18 protein-coding genes are annotated in these 22,822 nt (G+C 70.3%); 10 read left to right on the forward strand and 8 right to left on the reverse strand.

What is annotated here, in order from left to right; genetic code table 11:
• Position 1 precedes the first annotated feature (1 nt).
• The 5 genes from AB0I49_RS33670 to AB0I49_RS33690 form a co-directional block, all read right to left on the reverse strand.
• Positions 2 to 4,873, reverse strand: a complete 4,872-nt coding sequence (locus tag AB0I49_RS33670; RefSeq protein ID WP_363230987.1) for a putative T7SS-secreted protein — start codon at positions 4,871 to 4,873, stop codon at positions 2 to 4.
• On the reverse strand, positions 4,873 to 5,448 hold the full coding sequence (locus AB0I49_RS33675) for a hypothetical protein (protein ID WP_363230988.1): 576 nt from the start codon (positions 5,446 to 5,448) through the stop codon (positions 4,873 to 4,875). The genes AB0I49_RS33670 and AB0I49_RS33675 overlap by 1 nt, the downstream gene beginning before the upstream one ends.
• The gene (locus AB0I49_RS33680) at positions 5,445 to 6,035 is read right to left on the reverse strand and encodes a hypothetical protein (RefSeq protein ID WP_363230989.1); all 591 of its coding nucleotides are present in this window, start codon (positions 6,033 to 6,035) and stop codon (positions 5,445 to 5,447) included. Before AB0I49_RS33680 ends, AB0I49_RS33675 begins: the two co-directional genes overlap by 4 nt.
• A gap of 73 nt (positions 6,036 to 6,108) precedes the next feature.
• Positions 6,109 to 7,659, reverse strand: a complete 1,551-nt coding sequence (locus tag AB0I49_RS33685; protein ID WP_363230990.1) for an alpha/beta hydrolase — start codon at positions 7,657 to 7,659, stop codon at positions 6,109 to 6,111.
• A gap of 75 nt (positions 7,660 to 7,734) precedes the next feature.
• Positions 7,735 to 7,890 carry an SCO1431 family membrane protein gene (locus tag AB0I49_RS33690; RefSeq protein ID WP_363230991.1) on the reverse strand — a complete coding sequence of 52 codons (156 nt, stop codon included), beginning with the start codon at positions 7,888 to 7,890 and terminating at the stop codon, positions 7,735 to 7,737.
• 183 nt (positions 7,891 to 8,073) lie between these two features.
• On the opposite strand from AB0I49_RS33690, the gene AB0I49_RS33695 reads away from it, so the two are divergent.
• Complete coding sequence (locus tag AB0I49_RS33695) at positions 8,074 to 9,618, forward strand: amidase (RefSeq protein WP_363230992.1); 1,545 nt, start codon at positions 8,074 to 8,076, stop codon at positions 9,616 to 9,618.
• A gap of 6 nt (positions 9,619 to 9,624) precedes the next feature.
• Here AB0I49_RS33695 and AB0I49_RS33700 read toward each other — a convergent pair whose 3' ends face one another.
• Positions 9,625 to 10,116 (reverse strand): helix-turn-helix domain-containing protein, encoded by a 492-nt coding sequence (locus AB0I49_RS33700; protein ID WP_363230993.1) that lies wholly within the window; start codon positions 10,114 to 10,116, stop codon positions 9,625 to 9,627.
• A 191-nt stretch (positions 10,117 to 10,307) separates the two neighbouring features.
• Here AB0I49_RS33700 and AB0I49_RS33705 point away from each other — a divergent pair, with 191 nt between their 5' ends.
• The 4 genes from AB0I49_RS33705 (at position 10,308) to AB0I49_RS33720 (ending at position 14,604) form a co-directional block, all read left to right on the forward strand.
• Positions 10,308 to 12,062, forward strand: coding sequence for a thiamine pyrophosphate-binding protein (locus AB0I49_RS33705; protein ID WP_363230994.1), 1,755 nt, complete (start codon positions 10,308 to 10,310; stop codon positions 12,060 to 12,062).
• A 249-nt stretch (positions 12,063 to 12,311) separates the two neighbouring features.
• On the forward strand, positions 12,312 to 12,869 hold the full coding sequence (locus AB0I49_RS33710) for a hypothetical protein (RefSeq protein WP_363230995.1): 558 nt from the start codon (positions 12,312 to 12,314) through the stop codon (positions 12,867 to 12,869).
• The gene (locus AB0I49_RS33715; protein WP_363230996.1) at positions 12,866 to 13,672 is read left to right on the forward strand and encodes a hypothetical protein; all 807 of its coding nucleotides are present in this window, start codon (positions 12,866 to 12,868) and stop codon (positions 13,670 to 13,672) included. The genes AB0I49_RS33710 and AB0I49_RS33715 overlap by 4 nt, the downstream gene beginning before the upstream one ends.
• A gap of 23 nt (positions 13,673 to 13,695) precedes the next feature.
• On the forward strand, positions 13,696 to 14,604 hold the full coding sequence (locus tag AB0I49_RS33720) for a transporter substrate-binding domain-containing protein (RefSeq protein ID WP_363230997.1): 909 nt from the start codon (positions 13,696 to 13,698) through the stop codon (positions 14,602 to 14,604).
• A 133-nt stretch (positions 14,605 to 14,737) separates the two neighbouring features.
• On the opposite strand, the gene AB0I49_RS33725 is transcribed toward AB0I49_RS33720, so the two are convergent.
• Positions 14,738 to 15,463 (reverse strand): FCD domain-containing protein, encoded by a 726-nt coding sequence (locus AB0I49_RS33725; RefSeq protein ID WP_363230998.1) that lies wholly within the window; start codon positions 15,461 to 15,463, stop codon positions 14,738 to 14,740.
• A gap of 157 nt (positions 15,464 to 15,620) precedes the next feature.
• On the opposite strand from AB0I49_RS33725, the gene AB0I49_RS33730 reads away from it, so the two are divergent.
• The 5 genes from AB0I49_RS33730 (at position 15,621) to AB0I49_RS33750 (ending at position 21,951) form a co-directional block, all read left to right on the forward strand.
• Complete coding sequence (locus tag AB0I49_RS33730) at positions 15,621 to 16,157, forward strand: gluconokinase (protein ID WP_363230999.1); 537 nt, start codon at positions 15,621 to 15,623, stop codon at positions 16,155 to 16,157.
• Between the two features lie 112 nt (positions 16,158 to 16,269).
• Complete coding sequence (locus AB0I49_RS33735; RefSeq protein WP_363231000.1) at positions 16,270 to 17,667, forward strand: gluconate:H+ symporter; 1,398 nt, start codon at positions 16,270 to 16,272, stop codon at positions 17,665 to 17,667.
• 448 nt (positions 17,668 to 18,115) lie between these two features.
• Positions 18,116 to 18,544 carry a hypothetical protein gene (locus tag AB0I49_RS33740; RefSeq protein WP_363231001.1) on the forward strand — a complete coding sequence of 143 codons (429 nt, stop codon included), beginning with the start codon at positions 18,116 to 18,118 and terminating at the stop codon, positions 18,542 to 18,544.
• A gap of 68 nt (positions 18,545 to 18,612) precedes the next feature.
• Positions 18,613 to 20,820 (forward strand): hypothetical protein, encoded by a 2,208-nt coding sequence (locus tag AB0I49_RS33745; RefSeq protein WP_363231002.1) that lies wholly within the window; start codon positions 18,613 to 18,615, stop codon positions 20,818 to 20,820.
• A 120-nt stretch (positions 20,821 to 20,940) separates the two neighbouring features.
• Entirely contained in the window at positions 20,941 to 21,951 is a 1,011-nt protein-coding gene (locus AB0I49_RS33750) for a hypothetical protein (RefSeq protein WP_363231003.1), read from the forward strand.
• Between the two features lie 89 nt (positions 21,952 to 22,040).
• On the opposite strand, the gene AB0I49_RS33755 is transcribed toward AB0I49_RS33750, so the two are convergent.
• On the reverse strand, positions 22,041 to 22,646 hold the full coding sequence (locus AB0I49_RS33755) for a TetR/AcrR family transcriptional regulator (RefSeq protein WP_363231004.1): 606 nt from the start codon (positions 22,644 to 22,646) through the stop codon (positions 22,041 to 22,043).
• Positions 22,647 to 22,822: the final 176 nt, after the last annotated feature.

The following is a 22,822-nucleotide window of genomic DNA, read 5'->3' on the forward strand; positions in this document are numbered from 1 at the left end:
TCTACAGCAGTGGGAGAAATGTGCGCCAGTATCCGGAATCTGCAATCTTTGGGACTTGCCCGGGGCCCAACATCGGATTGGTTCCAACTTTATTTGTGGGTGCTGTGACAGTTACGCCGAGTTCATTTGCTACTTGCTGAGCTATTCCTGATGTGTCAGCTCCAGAGTGGCACACCATCAGGCGTAGCGGCCCGCCAGTATAGTTCGGATTGTTCGTTACTGCATCGACTATCTGACCTCCGTTTACGCTCCCCTCCGGCATTTTTAGAAAACCATCTCGGGTGCCATGGGCCACGACGTCGTGATGGCCGGCGTTCAGAACGTTTTGAAAGTTGCGCTGACTGGCTCCATCGGAACCGATCAGAGTGCTGTTCTTTCCATGGGTGACAGGGTCCCCAGAAGGGATTCCGCTGTCTTCCATGTAATCCGTTTCCTGCATGCACGGTGCGAGCCCCAGCGGGTCAGCCCACGTGTGCGGATTATGAACGTAAGCGACCGGGTTCGGGGCCGGTGCCAGCCCCAAGGGGTCCGGGGTGGTGTAGCGGGCTGTTTCCGGGTCGTAGTGGCGGTGGTAGTTGTAGTGGAGGCCGGTTTCCGGGTCGAAGTATTGGCCGGGGAAGCGGAGGGGGGTGTAGGCCGGGCTGTCCACCGGCCAGGTGGTGGTGCCCCATAGGGTGGATCTTTTGCGCCAGGCGATTTCGCCGGACTCGGCGATCAGTTCGCTCGGGGTGCCGACCAGGTCGGTGATGATGGCGAAGAAGCGCTGGTCGATTTCCTGCTGCGGCGCCTCGGCCGCCGTGATGCGTTCGGTCTGGGCGATCGGCTGGAGGCCGTTGTGGTCCCAGGTGAGGGTGACGGCGTTGGGGTGGGCGGAGGTGGTCGTGGTCTGTTCGGTGAGGGTGGGGCCGTCCCAGGTGAAGTCGGTCTGTTCCGCCACCTCGCCGGACTCCGTCAGGCGCTGTTTCGCCGTGCGGCGGCCCAGCGGGTCGTAGCGGTAGCGCCAGCGGGTGCCGTCCGGGGTGGTCACGGAGGTGAGGCGGTCCTCCGCGTCCCACTCGTAGCGCCAGGTGTCCGGCTTCCGGGAGAGGCGCGTCTTCTGGCGGAGTACGACGCGGCCCAGCGCGTCGTACTCGTAGCGGACGCCGCCCGCCCGCGTGACGCGGGTCCCCGTATAGGTGCGGGCGCCCCTCGCCTCCGCCCCCGGATGGTCCGCCGGCCAGTCGGCCTTCGACTGGTTGCCCGCTGCGTCGTACGCGTAGCGCTCCGTCCAGCCGGGAGCGTCGACCGACGTGACGCGGCCCGTCGCGTCGAGCCCGAAGGCGCGCGGGCCGGAGAGCAGGTCGTCGACGGCCGTGAGGTTGCCGTCGCGGCGGTAGGTGTACGCGCGGGACTGGAGCGGGGCGCCGGAGGGGCCCGCCGTCACGGACTGCTCCGTCAGGCGGCCCGCCGGGTCCCAGACCTGGGTCAGCGACAGCTCGTCGCCGAAGCGGCGCTCGACCTCCCGCCCCACCGCGTCGTGCTCCAGCGCGAAAGCGTGCCCGGAGGCGGATACGGAGGTGCGGCGGCCCGCCGCGTCGTACGACCAGGTGCTGACCGCGCCCGAAGGGGTCACCCGGCGCGTGCGGCGGCCCAGTTCGTCGTAGGCGAAGGTCATCGTGCGGCCGTCGCACGTCTGCGACTTGACCCGGCCCAGCCGGTCGCGGCCGTAGACGAGCGTCGCGTCCGGACCCGCCGCCTCCACGAGCCGGCCCGCCGCGTCGTGCCGGAACCGCGTGACCTGCCCTGCCGCGTCCTTCGCCACGACGCGGTCGAGCACGTCGTGCTCGTAGCCGATGGTCTGCCCCAGCGCGTCGGTACGGGACGTGAGGCGGCCCGCCGCGTCGTGCGCGTACGTCAGCGTGCGCCCGTCGAAGTCCGTCTCGGCGAGGAGGCGGCCCGTCGGGTCGTACTCATAACTCCACTCCAAGCCCTGGGGGTTGACCACCCCGACGAGCTGGAGCTGCGTGTTGTGCCGGAACTCGTGGCGCACCCCGTCCGGCCCGGTCCGCGCGCTGAGCTGGTCGAAATGCGTGTACTCGGAGCGGGTCACGCCGCCGAGCGCGTCGGTGTGCGACGTGCAGTTGCCCTCGCCGTCGTACGTCCAGGACTGCTCGGAACCGTCCGCCTCGACGCGGCGCACCAGCTTCCCCTCCACCGACCAGGACAGCCGGGTCGTCGCGCCCACCGGGTCGACGACAGCGGTGATACGGCCGAAGGCGTCCCGCCGGTAACTGGTCGTGCCGCCGAGCGGATCGGTGATCTCCACCGGCAGCCCGGCCGCGTCGCACCGGATGCGGGTGGTGGCGCCGAGCGCGTCCGTCACCGAGGCGGGATGGCCCAGCGCGTCGTACGTGAAGCGGGTCGTCGCCCCCGCGGGGTCGGTGACGGAGGTGCGTCTGCCCGCGTCGTCGAACGTCTGGCGCCACGTCGTGCCGTCCGGATCCGTGATCGTCTCCGGCTTGCCCAGCTCGTTGTACGAGGCCGTGGCCGCGCGGCCGTCCGGGCGGACCACCTCGGTCAGCCGGCCCGCCTCGTCACGGCGGAACTCGGTGGTGCGGCCCAGCGCGTCGGTACGCGCGCACAGCCGGTCGTAGCGGTCCCACCGCGAGTGGACCGCCGCCCCCGTGGGATCGATCTCTGTGACGACCTGAAGCGCCTGGTTGACGACGTAACGGCTCGTGTGGCCGAGGGAGTTGGTGAGGGTCGTGACGCTCAGACCGGTCTCCGGATCGCGCGGCCCGTACTCCAGAGCGGCCCGCATGTGGCCCTCGGACCCGGACTCGAAGACGCAGCGGTCCCAGTCGTCGTACATGTACTCGTAGCGGCTGTCGTTGCGGTCCGTCCAGGCCGTGATGCGCCCGCGCTCGTCGTACTCGAACCGCAGCGGCAGCCCGGAGGAGTTGACCACCTCCGTGAGGTCGCCGCCGGTGTAGCCGTACCGCACCAGTTCCACGTCGGCGCCGCCCGGCCCGCCGCCCACCAGGTGCAGCGCCGTGATGCGCGGCCCGCCGTCCGTGGCGTCGCTGCCGTCCGTGGCGTCGCTGGCGTCGCTGGTGTCGGTGGTCACGCGGACGCGGTAGCCGCTGTCGTGGACGATCGCGATCGGCGCGCCCTCCGGGTCCCGTTCGAAGGCGATCCAGTGACCGTCGCGGTCCGAGATCTGTTCCAGCGGGGCGGTCCCATCGCCGTACGGGCGTGAGTCGCCCGCTTCGCCCCCGCCCCCGTACGACCCGAAGTGCCACGTCCGCCCCGCAACCGGGTCCCGTACGGCGTAGCCGCCGTCCTCCGGAATCTCCAGCGGCCACCGCGGCCCCTCGACCGGCAGCGTCGCGACACCCGGCGCCGGATGCGGATAGGACAGCACCATGCCGTCCTCGCCGACGAACACCACGCCCTCGGCATCGATCTCCAGCCGCTGATCCGCCGTGCTCGACCAGGACGGCCCCAGCCACCGCCCGGCCCGGTACCCGGACTGCGCCTTGCGTACGAACGCCAGCGGCAGCGCGCCGGGCAGCGCCACATCGACCTGCGGCAGGAACATCCGGCCCGAGGCCAGGTCGACCGGGTCCGTGCCCCTCGTGGCCTTCGTGCTGTCCGGGCGGGTGCCCTCGTGCGGGCCCCGCTCGGCCTCGTGCCGCGCCGCGCCCTTGCCGGCCTGCCGCGCGCCGGTCTCCGCGCCCTCCTCCACCGCCTTCTTGGTGGCGTTGAGGACCGCGCCCTCGGTCGCCTTCGCCGCCGTCCCGGCGCCGCCTGTGCCGACGGCCATGATGATGTTGCCGAACAGCCGCCCGCCCGCCTCCGACGGGTCCGAGCCCCAGCCGGTGCCCAGCAGGGCGCCCGGCAGCCGTTCCGGGTGGGAGGCCAGGGAGAGGATCCCGGCGGCGGTGTTGGAGACGGTGTCGAGGTACGCCGCGGGGTGCGTGAGGTTGTACGGGTCCGTCGGGTTGAGGCCGCGGGCGAACTTCAGCACGTCCGTACCCGAGCGGACGACGCCGCCGGTGAAGTGCAGCAGCTCGACCTGGCCGCCCTCGAACCCGTCGAGCGCGTCCCCGGCCATCCGGTCGTGGAACTCCGGTTTCTCCGGGGCGAGTTTCGTCGCGGCGTCGATCTTCGACTTGGCGGTGGCGGCCGCCGTATTGCGCTGCTTACGCGCCTCGGCGAGGATGCGCTGCGCCTCCTTGCCGTCCGCCACCCCCGGATCGTGGAACTCGCCCGGCTTCGGCCCCGGGTCCTCGCCCTTGTCGACCTTCGCGTTGTAGGCGTCGACCTTCTTGTTGTGCGCGTCCACGGCCTCCTTGGACGCGGCCTTGCCCTTCTTATAGAGGCGCACCGCCTCCTTGGCCTGCTTCTGCGCCCAGGTGACCGTGTGCCCGTACGCCGTCAGCGCGCCCGCGGCGTCCTCGCAGGCGTCGGCGGCCCGCGCCCACTTCTTCGGATGCTCCGCGAACTTCTTGGCGAACGCCTCCTTGCCCTCGCCCTCCCACTCCGCGGAGCCGACCTTCAGCAGCCCGGCGTGCACGGAGTCGAACGCGGTGTGGAACTTCTTGAGGTGCTCGGCCGCCGCCTCGATCCGCTTCACGTCGCCGTGGATCAGCTCGTCGGCCTCCTCGGTCTGCCCGAGCTGCTTCTCGTCGACCTCCGCGCCGAGGTCGGAGGCGGTCTCGTCGCCCCAGTCCTCGACCGATTCCGCCCAGTCGTGCAGGCCGACGTAGTCAAGGCCGTCGCTGACCTTGTGGGTCGCGTACTCGACGCCCTCGCCGACGAGCTTCTTGCCCTGCTCGACCTTCCCCTCGACCCAGTCGCCGCCCTTGTCGATCCAGTCCATGACCCCCATCAGCCGTAGTCCTCGATCTTGCTCACGACATGGGCGGCGGGGCCGACGGGGCCGAGCCCCCAGCCCGACTGGACGTCGTCGGCAGTCCTCGACCACGTCTCCTTCGCGTTCCCGGCCGCGTCCTGGAAGGACTTCGCGCTGTAGTCCGCGTCCCGCACCTGCGTGTACGGGTTGTCGGACAGCGTCTGGCCCCAGGACTGCTGCTCGACCTGCTCCTCCGTCAGATGCGGGTTGCCCATGACCGCGTTCGTGGTGACCTTGAGGGTGTTCGAGATGTACTCGTCGGTCTCGTGGTAGTAGCCCGCGGCCAGGCCCACCCGGTGGGCGAACTCGTTGCCGTCGCGCACCAGGGCCCGTACGCCCCACTCCCACCGGTCGCAGAACGACTTGAAGGACGAGGTCAGGTCCTCGTGCCCGGCCTCCAGGCCGCTCAGGGCGAGCTCGGAGAAGCCGCGCCCGACGGCCGCGTCGCCCGGCGAACCCACCTTCTTCAGCTCGGCGATCGCCCCGTCCAGGCCCTTGGAGATGTTGTCCAGCGCTTCCTTGCCGGCCTTGAGACCGTCCCCGCCGCTCATCGCGAGCCCTCGGGGGAGCAGCCCGCCGGGCCGTTCGGAGCCTCCGGGTCCGCCGGCCGCCAGTTCTCCGGCGCGTCGACCGCGACGGCGTCCGGCACGATGCCCACCACCGGCGGGAACATCATCGGACGCTCGCTGCCGACGTCCAGCGCCACCCCCGCCGGGACGCCGACGGCAGGCACGACGACGTCCAGCAACCGGGCCCCGAGCACGGTCCTGTACTCCCAGTCCGCGACCCCGCCGGACCCATCGGGTCCATCGGACCACCCGCCTCCGCCGGACCCGCCGGGCCCATCAGCCCCATCGGACCCCTGAGACCTATCAGGCCCATAAGGCCCACCGGATCCACCGGATCCACCGAGCCCGCCGCCCCCGCGGGCCGCGGCGAATCGCGCCAGGGCCGCCTCGTCCGTGAACGCGCAGATCCAGCGGATTCCCCCGAACTCCACCGACAGCAGCCCGTCCTCGCCGGGCACGCCCGTCGGCTCCGTCGGGACCAGCACCGCCGTGCGCCGCAGCTCCCCGACCATCGCGGCCGGCCGCCCCCGCTGCCCGTGAACCGCGGCGACCTCATCCGTCAGTGACACCGCAACCACCCCCCTTGTGGACAGCAGCGTACAAAGCCCCACTGACAACCGGGCCCCGGCCCCGTAATCCGGCCTACGAGCGGCAGGTCACATCCCGCCCCGGCCGCTGCCCCGTAACGAGGTAGTCGGTGACGAGGGCGTCGCCGCAGGCGTTGCCGTGGGCGAGGTAGGAGCCGTGGCCGCCCGCGTCGACGGCGATCATGCGGGCGCGGTCGCCGAAGGCGCGGCGCAGGTTCAGGGCGCCGCTGTAGGGGGACGCGGGGTCGCGGAGGTTCTGGACGAGGAGGATGTCGGAGGGGCCGCGGGGGGTGACGCGTACGGGCTTGTCGACCGGGGCGGCGGGCCAGAAGGCGCACGGGGTGATGCCCGCCGGCTGGCCCGCGGTGAGCGGGTAGCGGGCGCGGTTCGCGGCGACGGCCTCGGCGTAGGCGGGGACCGACTTCGGCCAGGAGACGTCGTTGCAGAGGGTGGCGACGGTCATGGCGGCGGTGTTCTGCATCGCCGCGTCGGGCGGGGTGTTCGGGGCGGGCAGCGCCCGGTGCGCGGGGTCGGACGCGGCGCTTATCAGCTCGGCCAGGGCGGGGAACCGGCCGTCGTCGTAGAGCGCGTCGTACATGGCCTGGCGCAGTACGTTGCCGTTCAGTTCCGCCGGGTTGGCGCCCGGCCAGGGGAGCGGATGGCGGTCCAGGCGGGCGGCCAGGCGCAGGAACAGCGGGCGCACCTCGGCCGGGGTGCGGGCGATACGGTCCGCGCCGCGTTCCGGGGCCGCGGCCCAGCGCGCGAAGTCGGGGAACCGGTCCTCGGCTCCGACGCCGGCGTTCGCCAGCCAGCCGCGCTCCACGAGCTCGGGGTTCGGGTCGTCGTTGCTGTCCAGCACCACGCGGTCGGTCCGGTCCGGGAACATCGTCGCGTAGACGGAACCGACGTACGTGCCGTACGAGACGCCCCAGGCCGACAGCTTCTCCTGGCCCAGCGCCCGCCGGACGCTGTCGATGTCGCGGGCCTCGTTGACGGTGCTGACGCTCCGCAGCACCGGGCCGCCGTCGCGCAGACAGGCGTCGGCCGTGCGGCGGGCGCTCGCGACGTTCCGGGAGATGTCGCCGCCGGGGCCCGGCCAGGCCCGGAGGGCGGTCAGGGCCACGTCCTCATGGGACAGGCCGCAGCTGATGGGGGCGGAGCGGCCGACTCCGCGCGGGTCGAAGCCGACGATGTCGTACGTGTCGCGCACGGACCGCGGCAGCTTCGCGAGCTTGGCGCTCGGGTCCTTCCAGCTCGAACCGCCGGGGCCGCCGGGGATCAGCAGCAGTGCGCCGCGCCGCCGGTCGGGGTGCTCGCTGCGGATGCGGGAGACGGCCAGGTCGAGGCGGGGGCCGTCCGGTGCGCGGTAGTCCAGGGGTACGGACACGGTCGCGCACTCCTGGCGCGGGTCGAGGCCCTTGCCCTCGCAGGCCGACCACGTGACGGGAACGGTCGGAGCGGCCGTTCCCGTGGCTGTTCCCGTGGCCGTTCCAGTGGCTGTTCCAGTGACCGTCCCAGCGGCTTCCGCGCCGGGGGCCGTCATCGCCAGTGCCGCGGCGGCTGCCGCCAGTGGGAAGGCGAGGGTTCTTCGGTTCCAGAGGCTCATGCAGGCCATCGTTGTGGCCCGCCAAGTCCGTGCCCATCCGGCGAACCAGAAGCCGCCAGTGGTGCTACCTGGAGGCTAGAACAGCCCCAACTGCGTCACCAGCATCGCCAGCACCACGACCAGGGCCCAGCCGACCACCTGCTCGACGATCTTGTTCTTGTCGGAAGGCCCGCCGGTGCTCGTGCTCGTGCCCGTGCCCGTACCGGCCCGGCTCGCCGCGATCTCCGCCATGTACGCCAACTCTCGTCTCGTGTTCCCTACGCCCCTCCCATCCCCTCACAGTGCGGCCGGCGCACGGCCCGGTAAAGGGGGAGTGATTCAGGACACGCGGGCCGGAGAATGCCGGTGCGCGGGCAAGTCGCCCCCGGTTACGGTTCGTTGGTCCGAGCGGCACCCGTCATGAGGGAGAGCACCGTGACCGGCTTCATACCGCGCGGGCCGGCCGATCACGGTCGTACGCCGTCCGATCGCGCTCGTACGCCGGCCGATCATGCCCGTACGCCGTCCGATCACGCTCGTACGTCGGCCGATCGCGCCCGTACGTCAGCCGGCCCCGCCCACACCCTCGCCGACCAGGCCCGAGCCCTCGCCGAGGGCCGGGTCAGCGCGGAATCCCTCACCGAACGCGCCCTCGCGCACATCGCCCGTACCCAGCCCACCGTCAACGCCTTCCGGCTCGTACGCGCCGAGGCCGCCCTCGCCGAGGCGCGCGCCGCCGACCGGCGGCTGGCGGCGGGGGAGCGGCTGCCGCTGCTCGGCGTGCCGGTCGCGGTGAAGGACGACATGGATGTGGCGGGGGAGCCCACGGCGTTCGGCTGCCGGGGGGATTTTCCGCCGAAGTCCGCCGACAGCGAGGCCGTACGGCGGCTGCGGGCGGCCGGAGCCGTGATCGTCGGCAAGACGAACACCCCGGAACTGGGCCAGTGGCCGCACACCGAGGGCGCCGCCTTCGGCGAGACCCGCAACCCCTGGAGCCCCGAGCACACGCCCGGCGGGTCCTCCGGCGGCGCGGCGGCGGCCGTCGCCGCCGGGATCGTGCCCGCGGCGCTCGGCTCGGACGGCGCGGGGTCGGTCCGCATCCCGGCGGGCTGGACCAACCTGGTCGGCGTCAAACCGCAGCGCGGCCGGATCTCGACCTGGCCGGAACCCGAGTCGTTCCGGGGCATCACCTGCTTCGGCCCGCTGGCCCGTACGGTCGCCGACGCCGCCTTCCTCCTGCACGTCGTCAGCGGCCGGCACCCCGGCGACCGGCACATCCCGCCCGCTGTCGACGTCCGCTCGGCGGCCGCCCGCGATCCGGGGCGGCTGCGGATCGCGCTGTCCTTCCGGCCCGCCTTCGCGGCGGTACGCCACCGGCTCGACCCGGCCGTACGGGCCCGGGTGCTGCGCGTCGCGGAGCGGCTGGCGGCGCTCGGGCACGAGGTGGCGGAGGCGGACCCGCGGTACGGACCGATCGGGCTGACCTTCGTGCCGCGCTCGACCGCGGGCGTACGGGAGTGGGCGGAGCGGGTGCCGCAGGCGCGGCTGCTGGATCCGCGTACGCGCGCCAACGCCCGTAACGGGCTGCTCCTCGGCGCAGGCGGGGTGCAGCGGCTGGCGCGGGCGGCGGAGGACCCGCTGCGGCGCAGGGTCGGGGAGATCTTCCGGCGGTTCGACGTGGTGCTGACGCCGACGACGGCCGTGCCGCCGCTGCGGATCGGGGCGCTGTCCGGGCTCGGCAGCTGGCGCACGGACGAGGCGATGATCACGGCATGCCCGTACAACTGGCCGTGGAACGTGCTGGGTTGGCCAGGCGTCAGCGTGCCCGCCGGGTTCGTGGCAGCGGACGGGGCGGAGCTGCCGGTCGGCGCGCAGCTCCTCGGCCCGGCGGACAGCGAACCCCTGCTGATCTCGCTCGCCGCCCAACTGGAGGCGGACCAGCGGTGGTACGAGCGGTGGCCGCCGGGGTGCGAGCGGTGAAGCCCCTTACGCCGAGCCCTCGCGCTCGGCTACGGACCGGGTGAAGCGAGCCCAATCCTCCCCGGCCAGCGGGGTCATGACGGCTCGCCAGCCATCCGCCGCATCCGGCCCCGCCGCGCCCAGCGACTCCTCCAGAGCCTCGGCGAACAGCTCCCGCTGCCGCTCGTGCAGTTCGCGTTCCAGCTCCTCGCCGCGCGTCGTGAGGTGCAGTTCCTTGCGTCGGCGGTCGTCCGCTCCGGGCGCGACCCGCACCATCTCCTCGGTGATGAGCCTGCGCAGCGGCCCGTTGATCGCCTGCTTGGTGAGCCGCAGGGTGGCGCACAGCTCGCCCACGCTCATGCCGGGGGAGTACGCGAGGAAGGTGAGGATGCGGTGATGGGCGCGGCCCATGCCGTGCCGGTCCAGAGCCTCGTCGGCCGCGCCGGTGAAGGCGCGGTAGGCGAAGTAGAAGAGGGTGAAGTCGCGGTCGAAGCCGTCCGGACGATTAAGGTCAAGCATGTTGACATATTAGCCCGCACCTCCCTATGCTCGCGATTAAGGTCAACAACCTTGACCTAAAGGCGCTGGAATCGTCGCCTCGTGTCTCCACGCCTGCTTGCCCGCTTGCTTGCCTGCTTGCTTGCCTGACCGGCGGCTTCGCGGCGCGTTCGGCACAGCACAGAACGGAAAAGAAAGGCCAGTGATCCGCGATGTCGGACATCACCGTCGGCGCGTACCTGCTCCGCCGCCTGCGCGAGCTCAACATCGAGCACCTCTTCGGCGTGCCCGGTGACTACAACCTCGGCTTCCTCGACCAGGTGCTCGACTCGCCCGGCCAGACCTGGGTCGGCAACTGCAACGAACTCGACGCGGCCTACGCCGCCGACGGCTACGCCCGCCTCCGCGGCGCCGCCGCCCTCGTGACCACCTTCGGCGTCGGCGAGCTGTCGGCCGTCAACGGCGTCGCCGGCTCGTACGCCGAATCGGTGCCGGTCGTCGCCGTCACCGGCATGCCCGCGACGGCGGTCGCGGCGGCCGGGGGTTGGGTGCACCACACGCTGATGGACGGCGAGTACGACCACTTCGGCCGGATGTTCGCCGAGGTCACCGTGGACCGCGCGACCCTCTCCGCCGCATCCGCCGCCGACCTCGCCGCGGCCCCCGCGCAGATCGACCGCGTGCTCCGCGCCATGCTGCGGCACAGCAAGCCCGTACACCTCAACCTCCCCACCGATGTCGTACTGGCCCGCGTGCCCGCCCCCGACGGCCCCCTCATCGCCGCCGGGGTCGAGGAGGCCACCGAACCCGCCCTGCTGCGCGCCTTCCTCGACGACAGCGCGCGCCTGCTCGACGGCGCGCGGACCGTCACCGTGCTCGCCGGACACGAGGCCGAGCGGTACGGGCAGCGCGAGCCGCTCGGCGAACTGCTCGCGGCGGCCCCGGTCCGCGCCGCCGTGTTCTCCAGCGGCAAGGGCGTGGTGGACGAGACCGCGCCGGGCTTCGCGGGCGTGTACACGGGCGAGTTCAGCCAGAAGGCGGCGCGGGCCGCCGTCGAGGACGCCGACTGCCTGATCCTGGTCGGCGCGCTCGCCACGGACAGCGTGACGGGCGGGTTCAGCCACCACTTCACCGCAGGGCGGACCATTGATCTGCGCCCGTACGGCGCGTCGGTGGGCCGGGCCGGGTACGACGGGGTGCGCATGGCGGACGCGGTGGCCGGGCTGACGGGGCTGCTGCGGGAAGCGGGGCTGCCGGAGCCGGCGGGGTACGGGCGTCCGGCGGGGTGCGGGCGTCCGGCGGAGTACGGGCGTTCGGCAGGGTACGGGCGTCCGGCGGGAGAGGCCGTGACGCGGACCGCCGCTGAGCCGGAGAGTCTGACGCAGCGTCAACTCTGGGCGTCCATAGAGGCGTTCCTGCCCCCGCGCAGCGTCTTCCTCGCCGAACAGGGCACCTCCTTCTTCGGCGGCCAGGAAGTGCCGCTGCCCGCGGACGGACGCTTCGTCGGGCAGCCGATGTGGGGCTCGATCGGCTACACGCTCCCGGCCGCGCTCGGCACCCAGCTCGCCGCGCCCGACCGCCGCTCGGTCCTCGTCATCGGCGACGGCTCGCTCCAGCTCACGGCCCAGGAACTGGGCACGATGACCCGGTACGGCGCGTCCCCGGTGATCGTCGTCATCAACAACGACGGCTACACCGTCGAACGGGCCATTCACGGCGCCACCGCCTCGTACAACGACATCGCCGCCTGGGACTACACCGCGCTGCCCGCGGCCTTCGGGGGCGGCGACCGCGCGGTCGCGGTCCGCGCGGAAACGCCCGCGCAGCTCGCCGACGCGCTCGCGCTGGCGGCCCGTACGCCGGACAAGCTGGTCCTGATCGAGGCGGTGCTCTCCCGCGACGACGCGCCGGAACTGCTCACGGCGCTGGCGGGCCGCTTCGCGGCGCAGAACGACTACGGGGCCTGACGGGGGCGTAGGGGGAGGGGAGAGGAGAGGGGGAGAGGGAGGAGGCGTACGGACCGGCGAGGGGCGTCGGTCCGTACGTTCCGTACGCCTGGACCTTTGCCACCGGCCCGGCCGGACGTACCGGATCGGGCCCCACACGCGCCCACGCAGGGCACACATGAAACACCTACACAGGGCGTCAAAATCGTTTTAGCATAAGCGAGTTGTCAGCTTGGAAGCAGCGCATAAACGATCAGTGACGGGGCGTCCATGTCCAGTTTTCCTGAGATCTCCGCTGAACTCGCCGCCTACTTCTCGCTGGCGGCCGAGACCTTGGGCGCCGCCATGGTGGGGAGTGCCGCACAGCGCATCGCGGACGGGTCGATCGACGCGGGCCAGGGCTGTTTCCGCCGCCTCTTCCGTCGCGGTAGCGGTGGGGACACCCCGATCGCCCTGCCCGGGGGCCGCAGCGAACACCGCGCCGACCAGCTGCTCGGCGTGCTCTCCCCCGAGGACAGGGACAGGCTGGCCGCGGCGCTGACGACATGGATCGGGGAACAGCGGGACCGCGGTCCGGACCGGGCCGGTCTGGACGGGGCCGGTCTGGACGGGGCCGGTCTGGACGGGGCCGGTCTGGACGGGGCCGGTCTGGACGGGGCCCGCCTGGACGAGGCCCGCCTGGTGGAACTCATGGCAGCCGCCCCGGCGCCCGCCCGCACGTACCACGTCACGGCTCATGGCCCGAACTCCGCCGCCATCGGTTCGGTGGGGGACGGCGCCACCTTCCGCTTCGGCGGCGGCGACGGCCGTCACGAGGACGGATCGTGAGATCCGCCGGCTCCGGCGCGGACAAGGGCCCCGAGGCCGGCAATGTCAACTCCAGCGGCGTCGGCTCGTCCTCGTTCGGCGCGGTCGGTGACAACGCCACGTTCAGATGGGAGCTCAAGCGGACGCTGACGAACGTCGCATGGCTCCCTGTGTCCGCCTGCCTCGTCATCGCCGCGACCATCGGCTTCGCCGTCTTCGCCGTCGCCCAGTGGCCCGGCGGCCCGCAGGTCCAGTACGTATGGGCGTACGTCCTCGGGGCCCTCGCCCTGCTGACCGCCGGCGTCGGCGCCCTGTACCCGGCCGGCCGGACCGCGCAGGCCCGCGATGCCGTGCGGCGGGCCGCCGACGCCCGGCGGCGCGGGACGGTCCGCGCCGTCCTCGTCGGCGCCGCCGCGCTCTGCTGCGGCGGCGCCGCGCTCGCCTGGGTGGACGTGGACCGAACCGGCGAGGTCGAGGCGGAGATGACCATCCGGGGCCCGAAGGCCGTGGATGAGAACGGCGGCACGTTCACGGTGGAGATGGCGCGGCCGGCTTCCGACGACGTACGGAACAAGCTGCGTCTGACGCTGGCCATCACCGACAGCATTCCGGACACGGCCACCTGCGTCGGCATGATCAAGGCAGGGATCACCGCCGTCACGCCGGGCGTCACCCCGAGCACGCGGGAGGTGCCCGCCCGGTCGACCGTCGACTTCGACCTCGGCGGGCAGCGCGGGCCCCTGCGATTCACGGTCGCCGTACGGCCGGAGACAGGCTGTTCCATGAGCCTCGCGCGGGCCCGCGGAACGCTGCACAACGACTGAAGCGAAGCGACTGGAGACCGTTCATGGGCAGAACAGGGAAACGTTCCCGCACGATCCGCATATGGGCCGCGGCAGCGGCTCTTGCGGGAGTCGCCCTGGCCGGCTGCTCCTCGGATCCCCCGTCGCTGTTCGCCAAGGGGAAGGTCGAGGTCGGCGCCAAGAGCGATCAGCCGGGCACGAGCTATTCACCCCACGACGGCGAGTTCAACGGCTTCGACATCACGGTGGCCAGGGAAGTGCTCGACAGGGTGGGGGTCAAGTCCCCGAGTTTCAAAGGCGTCCTGTCCAAGAACCGGGTCGGCGCTCTGGACAAGGGGGACGTCCAACTCGTCGCGGCCACCTACTCGATCACGAAGGAAAGGATGGCGCCGACGTCGAAAGACCATGTGGGGGTCGACTTCGTGGGCCCCTACGCAGCCACCCAACAGGGCCTCCTGGTACGGACCGAGGACGCCGGACGCTTCAAGAAGCTCAAGGACCTCGAAGGAGAGGACGTCTGCGTCTGGGAAGGCACCACCTCCGAGGCGCTGCTGAGGAGCCCGGCGTACCAGCTCATCCGCACCACGTCGAGGACGGACGCGCGGGACTGCGTCAAGCTGCTGCGGGACGGCGACGTCGCCGCCGTCTCCACCGACCAGTTGCTTCTCTACGGATTCATGGCAGTCGAACCCAAGCTCACCGTCGTGCGGTCCTTGGCATTCGGCGCGCCCAACTACTACGGCATCGCCATGGCCAAGGGCCACCGCGGCGACTGCAAGAAGCTCCGGCAAGCCCTCACGGAGTACGCGCTCGGCAATGACTGGGACCGGGACTTCCAGCTCAACCTGTCAGGCGTCCCCAAGGACATCCGCGACCGAGCCAGGCCCACCGGCGACGCTATCGACACCTACTCCTGCCGCGACGAGCCAGGCAACAGAAAGATGGACGACTGACGGCTCTCCGAGCGCCAGTTGTCGGCTCGCCCAGCGCCGGATGACGGCTCTCCCGACGGCGGACGACGAGGGGCGGGGCTCTTCGACGCCGGACGGCCAGGAGAGGAGCGGTCGAACGTCGTCCGATGCGGCGCTACGGAGCCAGCACGTCCAGTTCGGCCATGGCTCCGACCGTGATCTCGCGCGTCAGCTCCTCCGCGCGGGCGGCGTCCCGCTCCCGTACGGCCTCGGCGACGCGGACATGGAGGGTGACGGCGGCCGGGTCGGGGTCCGTGAACATCACGTGGTGGTGGGTGCGCCCGGTGAGGACCTCGGCGACGACGTCGCCGAGGCGGGCGAACATCTCGTTGCCGGACGCGTTGAGGATCACCCGGTGGAAGGCGGTGTCGTGCACGAGGTAGCCGTCGAGCTGCTGACCGCGCGAGGTCTCCACCATGCCCAGCGCGTGCCGCGTGAGGGCCGCGCACTGCTCGGGGGTGGCGAGGGCGGCGGCGAGGCCGGCCGCGACCGGTTCGACGGCGGAGCGCAGCACGGTGAGTGAGCGGAGCTGCCGCGGCCGGTCGGCGCCGGCCAGCCGCCAGCGGATGACCTGCGGGTCGTAGACGTTCCACTCCTCGGTGGGGCGTACGGTCACGCCGACGCGGCGGCGCGAGGCGACCAGGTGCATGGACTCCAGGACGCGGATGGCCTCCCGTATGACGGTCCGGGAGACGTCGAAGCGCCGCTCCAGCTCGTCCGTGCGCAGGACCGTGCCCGGCGGGTACTCGCCCGCGGTGATCGCGGGGCCGAGGCTGGAGAGCACGCGCTCGTGCAGCCCGCGCATCCCCTGCGTGCCTGGTGGTACCCCCTGCGTCTCCATGTGCTCAGCCTACGGGCCGCCCCGTATCCGGCCCTCGGCGGAATATTAAGTATGACGTTTGCGTCACATGCTCTTGAATACGTCGTACGTATGGGTTTCAGTGAGGCGACGTACCGATGTCGATGAAGACAACGCATACAGCGGACAGTGAGGCCCAATGAGCACCCGCACCCCTGACGCGGCCGGCACCGCCCACGTGGTCGTCGTGATGGGAGTGGCCGGCACCGGGAAGACCACGATCGGCCCCCTGGTGGCGGGCGCGCTCGGGGTGCCGTACGCCGAAGGCGACGACTTCCACCCGCCCGCCAACATCGCCAAGATGTCGGCCGGCACTCCGCTGGACGACGCCGATCGCTGGCCATGGCTCGACGCGATCGGGGCGTGGGCGCACCGCCGGGCCGGGCTGGGCGGCGTCGTCAGCAGCTCCGCGCTCAAGCGCGCCTACCGCGACCGGCTACGGGCCGCCGCGCCCGGTGTCGTCTTCCTCCACCTCACGGGCGACCGCGAGCTGATCGAGAGCCGGATGGCGGAGCGCAAGGGGCATTTCATGCCGACGGCGCTGCTCGACTCGCAGTTCGCCACGCTTCAGCCGCTGGGGGCGGATGAGGCGGGTGTGGCGGTGGATGTGGCCGGCACGCCGGAGGAGATCGCGGAACGGGCGGTGGCGGCGCTGCGGGGCATGGACGCCGGCTGACGGGACCGGCAGGACCGACAGCCCCGGTAACAGGGCCCGGGCGCCCACCACCCCGGCCACAACAAGAACGACCCACAGACAGACGTACAGACGTACAGACGTAAGGAACGCCGTGACTCATCTCAGCGTCGAGATGCTGGCAGCGGACGCAGCGGCGCCGATCACCTCGGCAGGCCACGCGCAGCTGGGCATCGCCGTACTGGCCGGAATCGCCGCCATCGTCCTGCTCATCACCAAGTTCAAGCTGCACGCCTTCCTCTCCCTGACCATCGGCTCGCTGGTGCTGGGGGCGGTGGCGGGCGCGCCGCTGGACAAGGCGATCGCCGGTTTCACCACGGGCATCGGCTCCACGGTCGCGGGTACGGGCGTCCTCATCGCGCTGGGCGCGATCCTGGGCAAGCTGCTGGCGGACTCCGGGGGCGCGGACCAGATCGTCGACACGATCCTCGCGAAGTCGAGCGGGCGCGCGCTGCCCTGGGCGATGGTGCTGATCGCGGGCGTGATCGGGCTGCCGCTGTTCTTCGAGGTCGGCATCGTGCTGCTGATCCCGGTCGTGCTGCTCGTGGCCAAGCGCGGCAACTACTCGCTGATGCGCATCGGCATCCCCGCCCTGGCGGGCCTGTCCGTCATGCACGGATTCATCCCGCCGCACCCGGGCCCGCTGGCGGCGATCGACGCCATCGACGCCAACCTCGGCGTGACGCTGGCGCTCGGCGTCATCATCGCCGTCCCGACGGCGGTCATCGCGGGCCCGGTCTTCGCGCGGTACGCGGCCCGCTGGGTCGACATCACCCCGCCCGAGGGCCTGACCCCGCAGCGCGCCTCGGAGAACCTGGACCGCCGCCCGAGCTTCGGGGCCACGGTCTCGACCGTGCTGCTGCCGGTCGTGCTGATGCTCGCGAAGGCCCTGGTCGACATCGTCGTGGACAACCCGTCGAACCACGTCCAGCGCGTCACCGACGTCATCGGCTCTCCGTTGATCGCGCTGCTCGCCGCCGTGATCGTCGGCATGTTCACGCTCGGCCGCGCGGCCGGCTTCGGCCGCGACCGCATCGCGTCAACGGTGGAGAAGTCCCTCGCTCCCATCGCGGGCATCCTGCTGATCGTCGGCGCGGGCGGCGGCTTCAAGCAGACGCTGATCGATGTCGGGGTCGGCGAGATGATCCTGGACATCTCCAAGGACTGGAACATCTCCGCCCTCCTCCTCGCCTGGCTCATCGCGGTCGCCATCCGCCTCGCCACCGGCTCCGCCACCGTCGCCACCATCTCGGCCGCCGGCCTCGTCGCGCCCCTCGCCGCCGACATGTCCACCACCCACACCGCCCTCCTGGTCCTCGCCGTCGGCACCGGCTCCCTCTTCTTCAGCCACGTCAACGATGCGGGCTTCTGGATGGTGAAGGAGTATTTCGGCATGAACGTCGGCCAGACGGTCAAGACGTGGTCCCTGATGGAGACGATCATCTCGGTGGTCGGGATCGTGTTCGTGCTGCTGCTTTCGCTGGTGTTGTAGGGGGTACGGGCTCTCGCCCCGCCCCGCCGCCGGTACGACCAGTACGGGCGGCGGGGCGGGGCTTTTTCGGATGTACGGGCGGGGCGGGCGCGTACGGAACGTATGGGCGGGGGCTCGGCGGCCCGTACAAGGCGGAGCGGCGCGGCAATCAAGCCGTGAGAACCCTTGCCGCCTGAGTACGCGTACTCAAGCTTCCCGATCTTTGACCCACTACGGTCGCCTCAGTCGGAGCGCGTTACGGTTACGCGTGTCACCTGTGCGGTGACTGTGCGCAGGCTGTCTCGGGGGCGCCGTGTCGGGGCGATGCGGGGCCGACTCGTCCGGCAGACCCTCGGCGGGGGCGCCCGGCTCGGTCCGGCATCTCCGATTGCCGCGCCTACCCCGCCTGCCCAATTCATATACAGACGCCAATCCGAGATCCAACGTTCGAGGGGGAGAGTGACGAGTCATGGGAACACCGGAGCATGAGTCGGCACAGACACGACTCCAGCAGGTTCCATTCGCCCCCAACGGGACGGCCTATCCGCCGGGTGGGATCAATGGCCAGCCCGGCTTGGCGTCATCGCCTGCCGAGAAGAAGGCCGCCGCCAAGGCCCTTGAGCAGCACATTGAACCGGACACGAAGAAGTCCGGGGATTGGGCCGACGAGCAGAGTGCCGCAGTCGTCAAGGAGTTCGACGCTCGGGACGGCCATGGTTGGGTGACGTCCTCGGCGGTGCAGAAGGCCCATAAGGCATGGGACAAGCAGGTGCGAAACCTCATGAACAGGCTGAGCTCGGAAAAGAGTGCGCTGCGAAGCGCCAACTACCTTATCCAGGGCACGGATTACGGTGTTCGCAACCAGATGCGCGCCTCATCCCTGCTGGACGGCTACTGAGACCGGAGAACCGGCCGTACTGTCGAATCAGCCGCACCGAGGGAACCATGCCGACGTACCACGAGATCATGAGCACAGACCTGTCCACGCTCTCTGCCGCGGCCGAACGCTGGGACGGCATGGCGAAGGAGTTCCACAAGCAGGAGACCGCATACCGGCGAGACGTGCACGGCATATCCATGGGCCAGACATGGATTGGACTGAGCGCGGACGCCGCCAACAGGCGCTTCGACATCACGCTCAACGAATTCCTGAACGCCCAGGTCGAGGCCAAGGCAGTCGCAGCGCTCTTTCGTGAGGCGCACACGCAGTTCGTGGATCTGCACAAGAAGCTGAAGGCGGCAAGGGATGAGGCCGTGGCCGCAGGCATGAAGGTGTCGGATCAGGGAGTGGTCTCGTACGACGCCTCGAAGCTCACTCAGGGCGACCGACAGGCCCTGGCGCACGACCCCGACTATCAGAGGAGCGTCGGTAAGTCCGTCAACTCCTGGCAGCAGCGCATCGACCAGTGCGTAAAGGATGTGGACGACGCCGACAAGGGCGTCGAGGTCGCCCTCAAGGCCGTGGTAATCGACTCCGATACCAACGACGGCACGGTGAACGGCTTCAACGGCAAGGCGAAGGGCGACATCGAGAAGTACGAGGCGGACGAAGCCAAGGCCATCGTGACGCGCATCGATTCAGGCAAGGCGACCGCGGCCGACTACAAGGAACTGCAGCGCATCTTCCACGAAAGCTCACGGGATGAGGCGTTCAGCCAGACCCTGCTCGATGAACTCGGCGCTCGTAGGACGCTGAAGCTCTCCAACGACCTCGAGAGCCTGGGCCACTACGACGACAAGAAGAACGCCGGTCGGTACCGAGACCTTGAGCACGGCCTCGCGGCGACCTTGGCCGCCGCGACGCGCGACCCGCACTCCTCCTTCTACAAGCGCTTCCGTGCGCAGATGCAGAAGGCGGGAACCGAGCAGTTCAATGTCGAGGGGCTCAGCCGGATTCCGGACGAGAAGGTCCGCGGCTACCAGAGCCTGGTCACGCTGATGCAGCAGGGGCGCGGATACTCCGGCCAGTTCCTCGAGGACACCGCGGACGACATCCGGCATTCGGAGGAGTCCTACGCTGCGGAGGGCAACACTGAATCAATCTGGTCCTTGCGGGACAACTTCAGCGGCAAGAACCGCGGTTGGTTCGCGAACGACCCGCTCGACGGCGTTCTCGGCATCATGTCCAAGGACCCCAAGACCAGTACCGAATACCTGGACCCGGCCCAAAACGACAACCTGAAGTACCTGCTGCACGAACGCGACTGGCAGACCGTCGTCGACCACTACGCGACTCCCCCTGGCGGCACCACGACGGGCATGCCGGTAACAGTGGAGGACGCTGACGTGAGGAAGGGGTTCGGCGCGGCCCTGGAGGCGGCCACGACTGGCGACGAGCCGGGTTCCTATCACGCGGTCGGGAAGCACACTGAACCGCAGGCCCGTATCTTGCAGCACACCATCAATACCCTGGACTCGGATAAACACGCGGAACAGCTGCCGAAGAACCTGGCCAAACCGCTGGCGCACATTCTGACGTCGTACACGCCTGATACACACGAGACCTACGCGCGGTCGTCATCGACGTACGACATCGACAAGGACAGTCCCGGTGCTGTGTGGAGCGACAAGGAGGGTACGCACATGGCCGTGGGGAGTAGACACCTCGTCGCCGTCATGAGGGGCATCGCCGACGATCCGGAAGCCTTCGGCCACCTCTACGGAGCTGAACAGCAGTACTCGCACCAGGTTCTGGCGGATATCCCCCGGGACGCCGGCGACAAGACGATCAACGACCGCATCGTCGAGTCGTCACGAGCCATGGGAGCCTATGACGGCATCCGATCGGACATCATCTACGACGACCGGTTCAAGAAGACGCAGTGGGCCGCTGACTTCAACCACGGGATCGGCACCTCTTTCAGCACCGCGCTGCTCTTCAACCCCGTGGCCGATGTCACCCCTGCGGGAACCCTCGCCTCGCAGGCGATCGACGCGTGGACGTATGAATCCAACAAGGAGCACGTGGCCGAGGCCAACCTGGAGGCCACCGAGAAGAATGCCGAGGCCTACGACGCCGGCCAGCGCGACGTCGAGAAGATGGTCAGGGCGTGGGCGGACAGTCGCGGCCACGGCATCGACAGCGATTGGACGAAATTCCATGTCCACGCAGGCCAGGACCAATACGGAAAAGGCCGTGACGATGCGCTGCGCTATCTGCGCCCCGATCGCTGACGCGGCGCGGAGAAAGCCCCCGAGGGAATGAGCACGACTCAGATGACATCCGGATCTCGGCGTATACACGCCGGTTGGTACGCGGGCGGCATTGGGCTGGCTTTGGCGATCGTGTGTCAGGTGCTGTACAGCACTGGCACGTTCGAGCAGTGGCAGGACGACCACTCGCTTGATCGGGCTTGCGACGGCACGCTGGCGCAGGGTGGGCTCCGCGAAGCTCTGCACGCGTCGAACCTCAGGGCCGGCGGTGAGGGCGACAGCGGCTATCTGACCACCTGCCGTGTGCACAATTCAGATACCGGACTGGAACTGAAGCTGCGGTGGAGCACCTCGGCACCCCCCTCCACCAGTTTGACCTGGTACAAAGAGGACTACAACGGGGTGAAGGGGCAGGCGGCACCGCTCGGCAATGGCTGGCCCGGTGTGACCAGGTACGACGGCGGCACCTCGCAGGTCATGGTGGCGCTCGACTGCGTGAACCAGAAGAACAAGGCTCTGGTCGCCTACGGTGACTTTTCCGGCAGATCGAAGGACACCACGCTGACGGGGCTGGGCCGGGTGACCACTGAGACCGCTCAGAAAGCCGCCGCGAAGTATGGGTGCCAAGTGAAGGCCGGCGAACAACTCACCGATGTATCCGCCACCCGGCTCGGTACGCCGGAAACATCAAAACCGCTGAAGCAGGCCCAGGGCTCCTGCACCGCGCTGCGCGGCCTTGCTCCGGAAGCGGCCGAGGGCGGTGTTCCCGAGGCCATGGAATACCCCGCGGACGCGCAGACCCCGCAGGTCAACTGCTACCTCGCGACACCGGAGAAGAAGCCGGGATACGGTTTGTTCGCCTATTACGGCGCCTCCGCCAAGGACTTCCTCGCAAGTGAGGGCGACCGGCTCAAGAAGGGCTACGACTTCACCCGCGGAGAGAGGGACTACGCCTGGGCTACCGCGCAGTGCCCTCAGTCGGCGCAGCCCGCTGTGTTCGCGCTCTACCGCCTCTACGACCGGGACAGCGACACGTACCCGATCTCCCACTACTCCGCGAAGTTCGCCGAATCAGCGCTCAAGACTTTCGCCGACCACGAGGCGAAGACGCGCGGCTGCTCCGACGTGCGTATGGCCCCGGCCCCCAAGTGACCTCGTCCCCGTCGGCGCGCCCCTGCCCGTAGGCACCGCTAGGCACCGCTAGGCACCGCACCCCGGTCAGCCGTCGTGCAGCCCGTGGCTCAGCCGTTGTGCAGCCCGTGGCAGAGGGTGTCGAAGGCGGTGCGGGTGGATTCCTTGAGGGCTTGGCTGGCTGATTTCGCGGGTTGTCCGGACATGAGGCGGCGGCGCAGTTCGCGCAGGGCGGCGCGGTGGAGGCCGGCGAGGGCGCCGGCCAGGAGGGCGGGGGCGGGGACGGAGCCCTCCGCTTCCAGTTGGGCGGCCAGGGCCGCTTCCGCGCGTTCGCGGATCTCGCGTTCTCGGGCGCGCAGGGCGGGGCTGTCCTCGATGACCTGGTGGAAGCGCAGCCCTTCTTCGGCGGTGGGGAACGGGGGGAGTTGATGCCCCAGGGCTTCCAGGAGCTGGTCGCGGATGGCCTCGGCGGGGCAGGAGCCCGGTTCCCGTTCGCGGACCAGGCGGGCGAGTTCGCCTTCCACCTCCGCTTGGCGGTCGAAGAACAGGTCTTCCTTGGTGGGGAAGTAGTTGAAGACCGTCTGCCCGGATACGCCCACGTGGCGTGCCACCTCGGCGACGGTCACCTGATCGAACCCGTGCTCCAGGAAGAGCGGCAGCGCGGCGTCCGCGATCGCCTGCCGCGTCTGCTGCTTCTTGGTCTCGCGAAGTCCCATGCCTCAATCATAGGGCCACACAAAATTTTGTGTCACTCAAACTTTCTCGTACGGTGATGGCCATACGGCTCCGGCCCCCTGCTGGACCCCTTCCGAGGAGGCGGTCATGACCACCCCACCCCCATCCCCCTCCGCATCGCCATCCCCATCCCCATCCCCATCCGCATCCCCTTCCG

Origin of the sequence: Streptomyces sp. NPDC050617, from assembly GCF_040654795.1 — a bacterium.
Classification (GTDB): domain Bacteria; phylum Actinomycetota; class Actinomycetes; order Streptomycetales; family Streptomycetaceae; genus Streptomyces.

Excerpts from the sequence above, each read along its gene's own strand:
- AB0I49_RS33670 (WP_363230987.1), bottom strand. The coding sequence starts at position 4,873 with ATGGGGGTCATGGACTGGATCGACAAGGGCGGCGACTGGGTCGAGGGG.
- AB0I49_RS33675 (WP_363230988.1), bottom strand. The coding sequence starts at position 5,448 with ATGAGCGGCGGGGACGGTCTCAAGGCCGGCAAGGAAGCGCTGGACAAC.
- AB0I49_RS33685 (WP_363230990.1), bottom strand. The coding sequence starts at position 7,659 with ATGAGCCTCTGGAACCGAAGAACCCTCGCCTTCCCACTGGCGGCAGCC.
- AB0I49_RS33690 (WP_363230991.1), bottom strand. The coding sequence starts at position 7,890 with ATGGCGGAGATCGCGGCGAGCCGGGCCGGTACGGGCACGGGCACGAGC.
- AB0I49_RS33700 (WP_363230993.1), bottom strand. The coding sequence starts at position 10,116 with ATGCTTGACCTTAATCGTCCGGACGGCTTCGACCGCGACTTCACCCTC.
- AB0I49_RS33705 (WP_363230994.1), top strand. The coding sequence starts at position 10,308 with ATGTCGGACATCACCGTCGGCGCGTACCTGCTCCGCCGCCTGCGCGAG.
- AB0I49_RS33710 (WP_363230995.1), top strand. The coding sequence starts at position 12,312 with ATGTCCAGTTTTCCTGAGATCTCCGCTGAACTCGCCGCCTACTTCTCG.
- AB0I49_RS33720 (WP_363230997.1), top strand. The coding sequence starts at position 13,696 with ATGGGCAGAACAGGGAAACGTTCCCGCACGATCCGCATATGGGCCGCG.
- AB0I49_RS33725 (WP_363230998.1), bottom strand. The coding sequence starts at position 15,463 with ATGGAGACGCAGGGGGTACCACCAGGCACGCAGGGGATGCGCGGGCTG.
- AB0I49_RS33730 (WP_363230999.1), top strand. The coding sequence starts at position 15,621 with ATGAGCACCCGCACCCCTGACGCGGCCGGCACCGCCCACGTGGTCGTC.
- AB0I49_RS33740 (WP_363231001.1), top strand. The coding sequence starts at position 18,116 with ATGGGAACACCGGAGCATGAGTCGGCACAGACACGACTCCAGCAGGTT.
- AB0I49_RS33745 (WP_363231002.1), top strand. The coding sequence starts at position 18,613 with ATGAGCACAGACCTGTCCACGCTCTCTGCCGCGGCCGAACGCTGGGAC.
- AB0I49_RS33755 (WP_363231004.1), bottom strand. The coding sequence starts at position 22,646 with ATGGGACTTCGCGAGACCAAGAAGCAGCAGACGCGGCAGGCGATCGCG.